The 15015-nt window shown below is 44.6% G+C and carries 14 protein-coding genes; 1 reads left to right on the top strand and 13 read right to left on the bottom strand.

Going from position 1 to position 15015, the window contains the following annotated elements; translation table 11 throughout:
* Positions 1-22: 22 nt before the first annotated feature.
* The 3 genes from UWK_RS12335 to UWK_RS12325 all read right to left on the bottom strand — a co-directional run bounded on the left by UWK_RS12335 (position 23) and on the right by UWK_RS12325 (position 3280).
* Positions 23-1231, bottom strand: a complete 1209-nt coding sequence (locus UWK_RS12335) for an MFS transporter (protein ID WP_015404711.1) — start codon at positions 1229-1231, stop codon at positions 23-25.
* Positions 1232-1265: 34 nt separating this feature from the next.
* Complete coding sequence (coaBC, locus tag UWK_RS12330; protein WP_041916957.1) at positions 1266-2480, bottom strand: bifunctional phosphopantothenoylcysteine decarboxylase/phosphopantothenate--cysteine ligase CoaBC; 1215 nt, start codon at positions 2478-2480, stop codon at positions 1266-1268.
* Between the two features lie 89 nt (positions 2481-2569).
* On the bottom strand, positions 2570-3280 hold the full coding sequence (locus UWK_RS12325; protein WP_015404709.1) for a Bax inhibitor-1/YccA family protein: 711 nt from the start codon (positions 3278-3280) through the stop codon (positions 2570-2572).
* Between the two features lie 117 nt (positions 3281-3397).
* Here UWK_RS12325 and UWK_RS12320 point away from each other — a divergent pair, with 117 nt between their 5' ends.
* Positions 3398-4153: an ATP-binding protein gene (locus UWK_RS12320; RefSeq protein WP_015404708.1), complete on the top strand. Its 756-nt coding sequence runs from the start codon at positions 3398-3400 to the stop codon at positions 4151-4153.
* 9 nt (positions 4154-4162) lie between these two features.
* Here the strand turns inward: UWK_RS12320 and UWK_RS19070 are convergent, their stop codons facing one another.
* The 10 genes from UWK_RS19070 to UWK_RS12270 all read right to left on the bottom strand — a co-directional run bounded on the left by UWK_RS19070 (position 4163) and on the right by UWK_RS12270 (position 14997).
* Positions 4163-5581 carry a sugar transferase gene (locus tag UWK_RS19070; protein ID WP_015404707.1) on the bottom strand — a complete coding sequence of 473 codons (1419 nt, stop codon included), beginning with the start codon at positions 5579-5581 and terminating at the stop codon, positions 4163-4165.
* 33 nt (positions 5582-5614) lie between these two features.
* Positions 5615-6562, bottom strand: coding sequence for a glycosyltransferase family 2 protein (locus UWK_RS12310; RefSeq protein ID WP_015404706.1), 948 nt, complete (start codon positions 6560-6562; stop codon positions 5615-5617).
* A gap of 11 nt (positions 6563-6573) precedes the next feature.
* Positions 6574-7392, bottom strand: a complete 819-nt coding sequence (locus UWK_RS12305) for a glycosyltransferase family 2 protein (RefSeq protein ID WP_041916417.1) — start codon at positions 7390-7392, stop codon at positions 6574-6576.
* Positions 7393-7405: 13 nt separating this feature from the next.
* Positions 7406-8437 carry a glycosyltransferase family 2 protein gene (locus tag UWK_RS12300; RefSeq protein WP_052327002.1) on the bottom strand — a complete coding sequence of 344 codons (1032 nt, stop codon included), beginning with the start codon at positions 8435-8437 and terminating at the stop codon, positions 7406-7408.
* Positions 8438-8446: 9 nt separating this feature from the next.
* Positions 8447-9412, bottom strand: a complete 966-nt coding sequence (locus UWK_RS12295; RefSeq protein WP_015404703.1) for a glycosyltransferase family 2 protein — start codon at positions 9410-9412, stop codon at positions 8447-8449.
* A gap of 109 nt (positions 9413-9521) precedes the next feature.
* The gene (locus UWK_RS12290) at positions 9522-10211 is read right to left on the bottom strand and encodes a hypothetical protein (protein ID WP_015404702.1); all 690 of its coding nucleotides are present in this window, start codon (positions 10209-10211) and stop codon (positions 9522-9524) included.
* A gap of 34 nt (positions 10212-10245) precedes the next feature.
* Positions 10246-11493 (bottom strand): ABC transporter permease, encoded by a 1248-nt coding sequence (locus tag UWK_RS12285; protein ID WP_015404701.1) that lies wholly within the window; start codon positions 11491-11493, stop codon positions 10246-10248.
* Positions 11494-12156 carry an ABC transporter ATP-binding protein gene (locus UWK_RS12280; protein WP_015404700.1) on the bottom strand — a complete coding sequence of 221 codons (663 nt, stop codon included), beginning with the start codon at positions 12154-12156 and terminating at the stop codon, positions 11494-11496.
* A 3-nt stretch (positions 12157-12159) separates the two neighbouring features.
* On the bottom strand, positions 12160-13590 hold the full coding sequence (locus tag UWK_RS12275; RefSeq protein ID WP_015404699.1) for an efflux RND transporter periplasmic adaptor subunit: 1431 nt from the start codon (positions 13588-13590) through the stop codon (positions 12160-12162).
* A gap of 21 nt (positions 13591-13611) precedes the next feature.
* Positions 13612-14997, bottom strand: coding sequence for a TolC family protein (locus UWK_RS12270; RefSeq protein ID WP_015404698.1), 1386 nt, complete (start codon positions 14995-14997; stop codon positions 13612-13614).
* Between the last annotated feature and the right edge of the window lie 18 nt (positions 14998-15015).

Raw genomic sequence — 15015 nt, 5'->3', positions numbered from 1 at the left:
AATCGGTTAGTGTCCTGCTTTTTCAGCCTGCGACGCTGTTCAGTGATTTCCGGTAGTGATTCAGCAAAAGAATAGCAGAGACCAGCGTCGTAGAGACAAGTGCAAGGGCAAAATAAACGCTACTTAAGCCGAAACTTTCCTTAATGATACTCACCATACTGACACTGAGTGCCCCTACCCCAAAGGTAAGAATAAACTTCAGCCCATAGGCCGAACTATGAAACTGTGGTGGACTCAACCTCGCCACCAGGGTGTTTTCTAATGGTTGCATTCCCAACAGGAAAAAGGAATGGACCATGGCAAAGATGATAAGTGGCATATTAGAGGTTACAGCCATGGCAATAACTGTGGGAATGGTAATAAGGTGAAAGATCAGGTATCCTTTGCCAAGATCAACCGACTGTCCGACCCGGCCTCCATAGTACTGTCCTGCCATACCGACCAGATAAATAAAAGATGTCACCAGAGTAGCAAAAACATTTGGTGATCCCAGTTGACCGAAAACTGACAGAAAGCTCTGATACAGACTTTGATTCTGCATCTCAAAATAGGCTGGCAGGGTTACGGTAGTGGCACGATAGACCACACCGCCAAGCATCATAGCCACCAAGAGAACCAGAAAAGGTTTAAGATTTCCCTGAGTCTGTGGCTTTTTTTCCCTCCTTTCCTGTTTTGTCGAATGACCATTGCGAACAAAATAGAGAAGGATCAGCCCGCTTGCATTGACAACTCCCAAAACCCCATAGACAGCTTCCACTCCCCAGAAGTAGTTCACGGACCCAGCGAGTATTGGAGCTGTTGCAAGACCAAGATTCCCGAACATACCGTTATATGCCATTCCCTGACTGGTATTCTTAAACTCCCTGGCTATCCAGCCAAGCCCTACGGGATGATAAATACCGGAAAAGAGACCTATACCAGCAAGACAGAGGCTGAACATAAAAGGATTGGTAGTATTCATAGCCGCCAGTAGACCACAGAGACCAGCCCCGAAATAAAACAAAAGAAGCAGAGGTCGTGAGCCCAGGCGATCACCCAGCAGTCCCCATGGTAAAGCCGTTATCCCGAACAGGAGATACATCCAGAAAGAGAGCGCCAGTGTCGGACCCATTTCCATACCAAGCCTGGCAGTAAGTGGCAAAAGCACAGCTGGGAAAACAAGCATATTGAAATGACTTATAAAATGACCATAACAAGTCACTGTCAGGATGGAACGTTCTCGCGGAGTCATTTGTTGTGTTTTTAAGATTTCTTTTGAAAAGAGTTTAGTTGTTCGTATCAATTAACAGAGTGGCAACTCTGTCAAGAATCAGATTGGCGGTCGCTTCTTTACTGGTTAAAGGGAGATCTGTAAAGCCATTCTTGTCTAACAAAGTGACCTGATTAGTATCTGTTTCAAAACCAGTATCCTCGCCACTAATATCGTTAATTGCAATCAGATCGAGATTTTTTTGACTGAGTTTTTTCTCTCCAGCGGCACGATGGTCGCGACTTTCAGCTGCAAACCCCACCAGAAGAAAATGTTCCTTCTCTTTTCTCTGCCCCAGCTGCGCTAAAATATCGGGTGTCTGTTTGAGTGGCAAAACAAATTGAGCCGTATCTTTTTTGACCTTTTCGGATTCAATCCTTTCCGGACAGAAATCACTGACTGCAGCGGATTTGATAATAACTGACTGGCGGCCACAGGCTTCCATCACAACAGCATTCATCTCTGCAGCAGTCTGAATATCAATGCGTTTCACTCCAAAAGGTGTTGCCAATGCGGTTGGACCACTCACCAGAAGGACTTCAGCGCCACGCCTTTTGGCAGCACGCGCCAAGGCATATCCCATTTTCCCTGAGGATCGATTACTGAGGAACCTGGCAGGGTCAAGAGCTTCACGGGTGGGACCCGCTGTAACCAGAATTTTCTTTCCTAACAGATCCTGCTTCGTCAGAGCAGCAAGAAGTTGTTCCCGTGCATCGCACCATTCAGGAAGACGACCGGGGCCTTCGGTTTTACAGGCCATCTTTCCACTATCCGGTTCGATTATTCCATACCCCAGGCCTTTTACTCTTTCAAGATTACGCTGAGTTGCCGGATTGGCCAGCATCTGACTATTCATTGCGGGAGCAAATATGACAGGACAGGTTGCGGCGAGAACTGAGGTAGACAGGAGGTCGTCAGCAAGACCATGGGCAATCTTGGCGATGGTGTTGGCAGTGGCAGGTGCAATAAGAAGAATATCTGCTTCCTGACCAAGTTGAACATGAGAAATGGCATGAGCCTCTTCGGCAGCAAACATATCGGTCAAAACCGGATTACCAGAGAGTGCGGCATAGGTAAGAGGTGTGACAAAACGACAGGCTGCAGGGGTCATAACAACCTTTACCTCAGCCCCTTCTTTGGTGAGTGCGCTGACCCACCCGGCAACCTTAAAAGCTGCAATGGAGCCAGTTACTCCGACGACTACCTTTTTTCCAGAAAATGAACAGTCCATATTCATCGGTTTCCTATGCTTAAAAACAGAAAAGCATGTCCTACCCAGGGCAGAACATGCTTTTTCTTCAGTGAGCTACCTCTACTTTCCTAATTCCTGCTGCCCCCAAAAAAACGGAGAAGCATAAGGAAGAGATTGATAAAATCAAGATAGAGAGCAAGGGCACCCATAATAGCACCTTTCTGGATGGCCTCTCCACCCTGTTCCATAATACCCTGCTCACCCATGTTTTTGATCTTCTGAACATCATAAGCAGTGAGACCGACAAAGACAAAGACTCCTATAAGGGAGATCGCCCAGTAGAGTGACGAACTCTTAAGAAATATATTCACCACCGAGGCAATGATAATTCCGATGAGTCCCATAAAGAGAAAGGAACCAATGCCAGACAGATCACGTTTCGTCACCAGACCGTATACTGCCATGGCACCAAACATTCCTGCTGTGATAAAAAAGGTCGCAGCAATGGAAGAGTTTGTATAAGCGAGGAAAACCATAGACAGAGTCAGTCCATTGAGTCCGGCGTAGCCAAGAAACAGGCCGGTAGCTGTTCCAGCCTGAATCTTTTCGATGCGGGCTGAGAGATAAAAAACAAGCCCAAGCTCAGCAAAAATGAGAATCATAAAAAGAGGACTGCTTACGAGTTGTGCAGCAAAACCACTCGACGCCATAAACCAGGCGACCACACCTGTTAAACCAAGCCCTATTGCCATCCAGTTAAATACCTTTGCCAGAAAAATCGTAGAGGCTTCCTGCTTTGCCTGACTCAAGGTTATTTGTTGGTTACTCATATATTCCATATTAATCCTCCTGTTTTAGTTTACTCAAAACAACAATTGCACTACATTTGCCATAAAGATATAACCATTTTGGATCAGCTTGCAAGAAAAAGCGGACTGTAGCAGAGGAAAACAACTATGAAAATTGCAATCAGTGGAAAGGGCGGAGTTGGAAAGACCACCATCATGGCACTTCTGGCAGATGAGTTTAAACGTGCCGGTAAGGACGTACTGGTTATTGATGCCGACCCCAGCCCCCATATGGCTGAAACCCTTGGTGTTGAGCATCCCGAGAAGATCCGTCCCATTGCAGACATGACACAACTTCTGGTCGAACGCTCCGGCAAAACCGAAGGCTCACCCATGTATAATATGAACCCGGAAGTAAATGATCTACTCGTCGACTTCATGATCCAGCATAACGGCATGAAACTGATGGTACTGGGTGCAATTCAGACGGGCGACAAAGGATGTGCCTGCCCGGAGAACAACGTTTTACGAAGAATGCTGACCAAGCTGCTCCTTTCAAAGGATCAGGTCGTACTCCTCGACATGGAGGCGGGAGTGGAGCATCTTGGGAGAGGAACGATTGCAGGTATTGACCACCTGCTGATTGTGGTGATACCGTCCAAATCATCCATCAGGACAGCACTTAAAGTAAAAAAGCTGGCAGAAGATGTAAAAATTCCACGAATCAGCTTTGTTGGAAATCTGGTAACCGATGAAGAAGACAAAATATTCCTCGAAGAAGGACTGGCGATACGTCCAGTAGCATTCTTTCCAGATTCAAAGGAAATACGAAAAGCAGAGCGTCAAGAAATTCCACTGAACCTTCTCGACAAAGCTACAGGAGATGCCCCTCAAATACTGATGAAAGCAGTCGCCGGAGAATAAAAACCAAACTCAAACAGCTCCACGACCATCAAAGACACGTTTGATGGTTTTGCAAATAATCTTAATATCGGTCCACAGGGAATAATTCAAGATATACCAGTCATCCATGCCGACACGTTCGTCGTAGCTCGTATTGCTGTCAGAACGGCGTTCCACCTGCCACGGACCCGTAATTCCCGGTTTCATCGAGCAGTAACGGCCAGCACTCTCTTTGTAAAAATCAGTAAGTTCCTTATCCACAATGGGGCGTGCCCCGACGACACTCATCTCTCCCTTCAACACATTAAAGAATTGTGGTAATTCATCAAGGCTGGTTTTTCGCAGGAATTTTCCAAGTCGGGTGACCCGTGGATCATCCTGGAGCTTGAAACTGGTGTCCCATTCCTTCCGTAATTTTGGATCCTCGCTTAGCAGTTGTTCGAGCTTCAAATCGGCGTTCTCAACCATTGAGCGAAACTTGAGGCAGTCAAATTCCTTTCCAGCCGAAGTGATCCTGCGATGCCTGTAAAAAACTGGCCCACCGTCCTGAAATTTAACAAGCCATGCAATAATGAGCAATAATGGTGATACACAGACAAGCACCAGGCTTGAAAAAATCACATCAAAACTTCGTTTCCACTCGGTATTGGGATTAAAATTTAAGATAAGGAGGCTTCCAAGGGACTGTATTTCAGCATGGTGCAGGCCGTAAACATAGAGATCTGGTACCAGATAAATACGAGCCCCCAGGGAACGACATTCCCGCAGGATTTTAAAAATCTTTTTTTCGGCACGCATGGGAAGCGCAATATATACGTAGTCAATATCATTGCTCTCAAGATATTTAGGAAGAGTAGCAATATCACCCAAAATGCTTTTTCCCATCTCCTGTAACTGGGCACTTTCCTCGACCTTATCATCAAAAAAACCGATCACATCAATACCTGCCCAGGGGATAGTCTCTAGCTCCCTGGCAAGAGAGACACCAAGATCACCAGCACCAGCAACCACTGCATGTCGCACATTTTTCCCCTGAGATCGAAAATAATGGAGGACTTTCCTCGCTGCCACGTGCATTGTAAAAAGGAGGACGGGAGTAGAGAGTGACCAGATGAGAAAAACCACCCGTGAATAGGCATGGGATATCTTGAAAACGAAAAAATAAAACAGGAGAAGACCGACAACCGTCCCCCAGGCTCTTAGAATAACGATAAATTCCTGAAAAAATTTCCATCCCCGCCAGGATCGATAAAGCTGGAAAGATTGAAAGGTGATCAGACAGAGAACGGTGGTAATTATCGCAAAACGCGTATAGTAAGGGGTCCAGGGAACTCTGTACCAGATGAGAAGAAGCCACAAAAAGCCAACGACAACAATGCAGTCAAAGACATGCAGCAGCCTGGCCATAATGGAGCTCTGTTCCCTGAGATTTGTGGAAAGCATATTCATAATTATAAATACAACATGCAAACACCTGAAACTTTAACGTTTTACTGATTTCTGCCACCAGTTCGAATTCATACTAAGATGTGGTACAAGCCACAAAGGCAGGGTACCATACCTGTTACCCGATTTATAGCCAATAAATTTTACCAGATTACGACAAAAAAACAGCGGCAGCAGATGAAATTTCTTCTGTTCCAGAATCATGGTTAATTCAAATTTGATGTATTTCAATCCCTCACCCTCTGCACGTCCAAAGGTTTCAGGAAGCCAGTGTTCAACCCTGTGGAGTACGCCAATATCAAATGAACGACGAAATTCCTGGCTCAGAGTATAATTGTGTGAATGGTAAACAGGAGCTTCCGCCACATACACAATTTTAAACCCTTTCTGGAGTAATCTTCCAGCGGCACAGGTATCTTCACCGAAGATCAGGTTTTCTGCAAAATAGTTTACCTGTTTAAGGGAAGATTTACGATAGGCCGCACAGGAGTTAGAAACAAATGCAGTTTTGAGGCCAAGTCGTGCCCTGTCGGAGAATTGACGAACAACCGACTTATCAGGGTAGTTAAACATTCGTAATGTTTTCGCAAAGAGGGATGCATCAGAGTTTGGCAACTGCCGTCCATAACTGATGGCAACGGATGAATCATGGAGTAAGGGGTCAATTAACTTCTGGAGAAGATCATGACTCACCGGAACAGCATCCTGGGTAAAAAAGAGAAGTAATTCGCCATCTGCCTGTTTTGCAGCCATACTTCTTGTGGCCCCATGATCAAACGCATCGCGCCTGATGGTGATAACTGTAGCACCAAACTCTTCGGCGATACGACAGGTGTCATCTGTAGAACTGGAATCCACAACCAGTAACTCATAAAGAGTAACAGTCTGAAGGGAAAGTTGCTCCAGCAATTCCCGGAACCTACTGCCACCATTAAGAGTCGGGATAATAACAGATATACGGGGAAAATTGCTTGGCACTTTCATTCAGACCTTTTCTAAAGACGAAATACTGTTACCAGCACATATTTAAGGAGTGCAAAGAGAACATAGGGAGATGGGTGTTTTTTATATAACAGCAGTTCACTTTTCACGGCAGTGACACGCAGCGCATAAGACATTTTCTGCCTCTCCCCTTTCCAGCCACGGCAGTGATAGGCACATAATACAGGAGTATATAAAAGTTTCCAGCCAAGTTTTCTCAGACGGAGACTGAGCTCGATATCTTCCTTGTAGAGAAAAAAAACAGGATCAAAAACAGGGCCGGGCAGGGATTGCAAAGCTGCGTTCCTGCAAAGGAGCAGGGCACCACAGAGAGCATCCATTTCTTCAGGCTCATCATACTGGCCATTGTCACATTGCCCCTGGCCCCGGTCGAACCAGCGTCCATACCATTTTCGTTGAATTCCAGTGGAATCAATCCTGCCACTGGGCCTATCATGCTCGATATCATATCCGAGTAGCTTGCCTGAAAGCATTGCAATCAAGGGTTTTTCTTCAAATAGAGGAAGGGCTGTTGCAATAGAGTCTGGTGGCAAAAAAAGATCAGGATTCACAAAAAGGACAAAATCAGCATCCGGAGAAAGGGATTCATATCCAAGATTATTTGCTCTGGAAAAACCGATATTGTCAGCGAGCAGCAATCGCACGGATTTTCTCCGTTTAAAAGCATCGAGATATTCTTTATCGCTGGAGCCACTGTCAACCAGGATTATGCTCTCAAGGCAATGATCCTGAGCTTCCAGTGCGGCGATACACCGTTCAAGGGTTGCCTTGGAATTATGAGAGACAACAATGGCAGCCACTTTCGGCAACATAGGGGCAACTGATTTAGAGGAATAAGCGCTGATATATGGAAAAGAGTCGATTCCCTTTTCCATTTTCTTCACGTCTGCGCATGATAGAGTGAATAGCTTCCCGCTCGGCGCTGCACATAAGCCCAGCAAGTTCAGCACTGCTCAGTGCTGCCATGCTCAGGTTTCCTTTACGTTTCGCAATCATTACAGGCAATATCGAAAGAAAATTGACAATTCCTTTGCAGTAGGCGAAGAGTTGAAACTTTTTCACAACAAAACAGAGCCAGCAAAACTGATACACACAGATAGCCGGAGCGAAACGCAGCAACAAGGATAGTGGATAATTTTTAACCAGTAGACATAGGTTATTTCTGGTGGAAAGACTCACAGTAAAAGGGTTGATCTTCGATCCTGTCGTAGCACTGCCAATGTGATACACTCTGGCTTCGGAGACATACCAGCATTTTTTCCCTCGGCTGTTTGCCCTAAAGTTGAGATCAACATCTTCAAGGTAGGCAAAGAAATCCTCATCAAAAGCTCCGAGTTCCTCCAAAAAATCCCTTCGATACAATGCCGCCCCTGCACAAGCACCAAACACCTGCCTGGAAACATTATAAAAATCACCATCAGACTCCATGGTACCAAGCCTGTAGCCAACCCCACCCCGGAGAAACGCATCACCTGCCCCGTCAAGATAGTCCCGGTCATGGTAGTTTAACATCTTGGCGGCAAAAAAATCGTATTCCGTCTTTTCCCGGGCAGCAGCGATAAGTTTATCAAGACACTGCTCATCAAGTTCCGTATCGTTATTTAATAAAAAAACAAGAGGACTGGAACCCGCGACAATTCCAGCATTGACAGCAGCACTGAAACCTCTGTTTTCGGCCCAGGAAATGACTTTCACCTCGGGATACTCTAGGGCAAGCAGGTCAATAGAGCCATCGCTTGAGCCATTGTCTACGACAATAACTCTAAAATCAGAACAATTCTGACGTCTTAGCGAATCAAGACAACTCCGCAGAAAAACTTTTCCATTAAAGTTTGGAATGACAATGTCCATTTGCATAGGAAGTAATCAGACCTGTTCGGACTTCCCTGAGACAATGCCTATAACCTTACGTACATAATAAATCGGTTTTTCCTGGGACTCGTGATAGGTTCGTACCACAATTTCAGCAAGAAGCCCCATGGTGATAAACTGAACCCCCATAAATATCAGCAACACGGCTAAAAGCAGAAGTGGCCTGTCCGACAACCCAACACCTGCAAAAAAACGTTGTAACGTCATCACAAGAGCTATCACAAACCCTGCTCCTGCAGACAGAACACCCACCGTCCCGAAAACATGAAGTGGCCTTGTGGCATAACTCAAAAGAAATTTAACTGTCATCAAATCAAGAACCACCCGGATGGTACGAGAAATCCCATATTTGGAAGTTCCGAAACGACGAGCCCTGTGATTCACTTTTACTTCAGTGAAGGAAATCCCCATACCACTGGCAATAGCAGGGATAAAACGATGCATTTCTCCATAGAGGCGTATTCCCTTCACAACATCCTTCCTGAAAGCCTTTAGAGTGCAACCATAATCGTGCAGACTTACCCCGGTGGTTACAGAGATAATTTTATTAGCAATCATGGACGGGAGTTTTCGACTGATAAAGGCATCCTGCCGGTCAAATCTCCAGCCGGTAACCACATCATACCCATCCTTAATCTTTTCAAGTAACTTAGGTATATCATGGGGATCATTCTGCAGATCACCATCCATGGTAACAATCACATCTCCTCGCGCATAATCAAAGCCTGCTGACATGGCCGCCGTCTGGCCGAAATTCCTTCTAAAACTGACGACAATGACACTGTCATCCTGTTTCTGGATGGTTTGAAGAATTTCAAGGCTCGTATCCTGGCTTCCATCATCGATAAAAATGATTTCGTGGTCGTCCTCGATTAAGTTCAGAACCTCTTTAAGTTCATCGTATAAAAGCTGAACATTTTCTTCTTCGTTATAAAGAGGAACTACAACAGAAAGTAACAAAGTATATCTCTCCCTAAAATTTGCGGCTCAATCTCATACTGATATTTCAAGAATTAAAAATTCATCTAAAATTCCCTAAAGATCAAACTCACTTTATACTAATTTTCTGTTACCTGACGAGCAACATCTGATCAGTATCTGCATAATTGTCAACGAAATCGTACAAATCAACTCTATTGGCAGTGGCACTCGCAGCATGAGTTGTCCAGTCTTCCCCAGTTATACTGTCATACAGAAGCATATGGCCACCACTCGATATCGTTCCAGTGAAATATTGCCCATAATCGAGATTTGAAGTGGTAAGAATCTCTACAACACGTCCACTGTGTCGTATAGATGCCGATATGGTCTGATACCCGACATGAGCCTTGTCATGTATGCTCAAGAAACCGCCCCAGTTGGTCCCGTTAAGATCAGGGCCAACGGGTGTCTCAGTCGGTGCAGGTAAAGATCCTGCAGAATCAGATGAGTCACCACCTCCCCCTCCAGACAGAGCAACAGCACCAATAGCTATAACACCAACAGCACCACCAATATACAGCATTGTCATGCCATCTATTGTATCGTCTTCACCCGCAGGATCACGATCAACATAGGTTTTGGTAACGGCACCAGGTGCAGGAGGCGTTTCTGCTTTTGTCTTTTGATCCGGTTTTGGAGATAATATCTCTGTTTTTGAACTTTCAGGAACCTCTGTAGTGGCTGCAACAGAAGACATTGTGACATTACAGACACTTACGGTAACGACCATAACAAACAAGAGCCCTCTTCCGAGAACTATTCTCAAAAATGGAATCATTTCTTTTCTCCCTTTACGTAAAACAATAATAGCATCATACAGTTCTGAGCGCCTGAATAGGATCCATTCTGGCGGCACGAACGGCCGGATAAAAACCAAAAAATATACCAGTACCACAGGCTAAAACAAATGGTACAAACATTGCGTAAATGGTCACCCTTATTGGCCACCCAGCCCACATTTCGATGACATTGACACAGATCACCCCTCCAACAAGTCCAATCACTCCACCACACATGGTAAGGAGAAAAGACTCCGCAAGAAATTGACAGGCAATATCTTTTTCAGTGGCGCCAACAGCCCGACGCACACCTATTTCACGCCTGCGCTCCGTCACCGTAGCGAGCATAATATTCATAATCCCAATCCCCCCAACCAACAGAGAAACCCCTCCTGTAACAGCCAGCACCAGATTAAAAATCCTTTGTGCTGCAAGAGACTGGGCCAAAAGTTCCAGAGGAACGACAATATTATAATCCAACACCTGGCTATGAGTCAGCTCCAGGGTCCGGCGAACAAGCTTTGCCACGGATTCCACATTCTTTCGTCTATCCACCTCCACAACAATATGAGATAGCATTGAAAATTGACGCATGGCTGAACCGAACCTAGTCGGATTTTTAGGGATCTTCAATGGTAAAAAAACAATATCATTAAAGTTCTCAATATTTATTTTTGCAGTCTGAGATGCGTCAAAATCATAGCTGTTCAGAATACCAACAATTTTATAAAGAGAGTCATTCATTCTGACGGATCTACCGACCTGCCCCTCGGTACCGAGTCTTCTCGATAGTGAACTGCCTATGACACATACCTGATTTTCACGATAGGAATCCAGCTCATTGATAAACCTCCCTTCTTTTATTTTCAAACCAAGCAGTGACGCATAGTTACCGGTACATTGCAAGATTTTGGGAGTAATGCCAATTCCTGTCCCAACCGGAGTAAGAGTGGCCTTTCGAACCGCACCAACCTGAGTAATAGCAGGGGTCAATAACTGCAGGCGCTCGACATCATAGAGTGATAAACCGTATGATTGTTTTTCCGCGACCTGCTTTTTCAGCTCTTCAGAGAGTTCCACTTTCCTGATGTAGATATTTTTCAAGCCCATCTTTTCTATTCGTCCCAGAACTTCCTGCTTAGCACCTTCTCCGGTTGATATCATGGCCATAACCGCCATGACACCGCACACGATACCAAGCACACTTAGGAAGGAGCGGAATTTGTGAACATAGAGTGAGCGATAAGCAATTCGAAGAAAAAGTAAAAACTGAAGTATCATCTAGCTCAGGCACCCGTCTGCCATCTCCAGAGTTCTTTCGGAGAAAGCAGCAACTTTTTCATCGTGAGTGACCATGATAACAGTGGCACCGGATTCATTTAAATCCCGAAAAAGATTAAGAATGTCATGGCTATTCCTGCTATCTAGATTACCAGTGGGCTCGTCGGCCAGAATTAGTTTTGGATTAACAGCCAGGGCTCTTGCTATTGCTACCCGTTGCATCTCTCCTCCTGAAAGTTCCTGAGGGCGATGCATTTGACGATGCATGAGACCAACCCTCTCCATTGCGTTCTTAATCTGATGATTTTTCAGATCAGGGGCTGTTTTATTGTAGAGAAAAGGAAGGCTGATATTTTCAACAACATTCAGTTCCGGCAGCAGATCAAAGGTTTGAAAAACAAAGCCAATCCAATGGGCTCGTATCCCGGATCTTTCGATATCCGACATACTGAGCATATCTTTTCCATTGAAAATATAGGTGCCATGATCAGGGGTATCCAGTCCTCCCAGAATATGAAGTAACGTAGATTTCCCCGAACCGGACGTGCCCATTATCGAAATAAATTCACCCTCAGCAACAGAGATATCAACCCCCCGGAGAATGGGAATAGTGGTTTGACCAATTAGATAGCTTCGGCTTAAGCCCTTTGCCTCGAGTAACATCTCTTACAGACTTTGCCTGATTAAGCTGACCTGTTCGCCAACAGTCAGTCCTTCAAGTATTTCAACAAATTCTTCATTCTGACGACCGATTACCACACTTCTTGCTTCAAAACCGCCATCTTCCGTCTTCACGTAACAGAACATGTCCTGATCATGAGTAAACACAGCCTGAAGAGGTACAGCGATAGCATCTGTTACTGATTCAGCCTGGATGGATATACGACAGGTCATGCCTGGTCGAAGCCTGGTATCCTCCTCATTTACTTTAAAAAGAACCTGAAAATATTTTTCATAACTTTCGCCGGACTCTTCGGCAGCTGCCAGCGATCCCACAAAAGTCAGTTCACCGCTCAACTTTGCGTCGGGATAGGCATCGACAACAATAGTACCCCGTTGCCCAAGCTTGATTTTATGAAGATCAACCTCACGAGCTTTTGTCTTAATAACCATCCTGGTTATATCAGGCAGATAGAGTATCGGCTGATTCATAAATACAGAATCACCCTCTCTCGGTTTTCGTTTTTCTCCATTGCGAAAGGTCTGATAGTGTATAACAATACCATCGAAGGGGGCAACTATTTCAGTTTTGGAAAGTTTCAACCGAGCCTTCTCCAGAGAAGATTTTTGGGTCTTTAACATCGCCTTTACCTGCAACAAGGTTGCTCGTGTTTTAGCGATCTTATGTTTCCCTCCTTCTCTGGTCTGCTGAACCAGCATTTCAGCATTCTGCACCTTTGCCTTAGCACTTTCTATGAGAACCGGAAGAACGTTGTTTTTGTATGTTTCATAGCGCTTAGTTACCGAGGAAAGTTCAGTATTATAAGCGGCAATTTTTTCTTTTGTTGAACTGATTTCTGAAGGGTTCTTAAAGCCTTTTTTCTCAAAACTTTCCAGATCTGTTAAAAAATCCTGGAATCGTTTCAATTCAATTTGTACTTTTTGCCGTTCTTCCATAAGCCCTGAAAGTTTAAGGGGACCGTCACCCTCCTCCAATCGTTTTAATTCCAGGGATGCAACACTTTGCCCATAGCGGGCGTTAACCAGTTCCTTTTCCACCTGATTGATTTCAAAAGCCACTACCTGCTCTGCTGCCTCTACAGCAGCTGTATAACTTTCCACCTGTGCTTCAAGCTCAGTCACCTCTTTTTCAAATAAGGCCCGGTCAAAACGAACAACAGTTTCACCTTTAACCACCGATTTCCCATCATTAATAAGATAGATGATCGTTCCATTTGTACCTTCCAGCTCAGAAGCTATCATATGGGATTTTGCTGCATCCAGTACACCAACAATGTTTAATTCTATATTAAAATCATGTTTGCTCACCGGAACAACCGTCTGAGTGTCCGTAGGCTGCTCTGAAGAACACCCTCCGGAAATCAACGCAGTCACAGCAAAAAAAACAGTACAAAACGCAATACAAAATTTCTTCATATTAACAATCAACTCGCTACCCTACCTGTCAAGGAGTGTTCCCAAAACTGAACGCAGTTTGTAGGTATCGACAATATACCCAATGGTATCAAACAACAGATCTGTCTTGACCTGCTGCATCTCTGTCTGTGCTTCTAACAAATCGAAGTTATCTGCCAGACCATGGTTGAATTTGGACAACGCAAGTTCCAGCTTGCCCTCTGTTTGTCTGGCCTGCTCTCGGCGATCAACGATGAGCTGCTCATTTTTTTTCATCTGATTTATCTGAGCCCGAACTTCTCTAACAACGCTTTCCTGAGTGCTCTCCAGATCAATCTTTGATTGCCGATATCTGATGTTGGCCTGTTCAAATGCTGTTTTCTCCTGGGATCTTGCAAGATCCGAAGAACCATTCAGCCCTATGGTCCAATCTTCCTCATCGAGTTGAAAGGAACTGTTATCACCATATCTTCGATATCCCACATCCAAATCGACTCTGGGCAGAATATTATTCCTGGCCAGAAGCATCTTTCTCCTGGATTCTTCACTCCTTCGCTTCGATTGTTCAATTTCGATACGGTTTTCAAGAGCTATGGCAACAGCTTCATCAAGGTGAGTAATAACAGGCTCATAATCGACAGGAGCAGTGACGGTCAACTCCCCCTGCATTGCGATGGATAAGAGATCCTTTAATTGATCCACATGATTATCAAATCGCTCGTTGACGGTGGTCATTTCATTCTGCACATCTTTAAGCCTCAATTCAGCTCTGTACAGATCCATAGCTGTGGCAAGTCCTGTCTTTTCTTTCATTTTGGTCAACATCAGATGTTTCTCCAGGCCACTAAGCTGATTGTTCAGCAGGCCCATCTGTTGCTGATCCTTAATTATTTCATAAACAGTTGAAACAGTTTTAATTACGGTATTGACCTGTTGCTGATAATAGGACTGCTCTGAACTTTCAAGGTCATAGCGGGCACTATACAAGCCATCAAGAGCATAATCAGTGCCAAAGCCATTCAAAAGTGGCACATTCAACAAAACATTCACCGATGAAGTGTACAGATCTCCCTGTTGTTCAATTCTCGGTGTTATTGAAGCTGTAATTCCGACTTCAGTTTCTTTGAGAATTCTCACCTGACCGGATACATACTTATCGTTTGAAGAATTCGAGGTTACCATAGTACCGGGTATGATTTTGATATCAAAATCATCTTCTCTGGCTTTGACACTGAGCTTTGAGGAAGTCAGGGTAAGAAGAGAGCGCTGAAGAGAACGATTATGCTGCAGTGCTATTTCAATGGCTCGATTTAAAGTGATTGAATTTTCTATTACAGGACTACCAGAATCCTGTTCACAGAATCCACTCCCGAAAGTTAAGACCTCCATCACCAGGGCCACCAAAAATATTTTTAAAAACCATTTCATTAAAAAGCACATTTCCTT

Origin of the sequence: Desulfocapsa sulfexigens DSM 10523, assembly GCF_000341395.1 — a bacterium.
In the GTDB taxonomy this organism is placed as follows: Bacteria; Desulfobacterota; Desulfobulbia; order Desulfobulbales; family Desulfocapsaceae; genus Desulfocapsa; species Desulfocapsa sulfexigens.
This window is presented reverse-complemented; position numbering and strand designations above follow the sequence as displayed.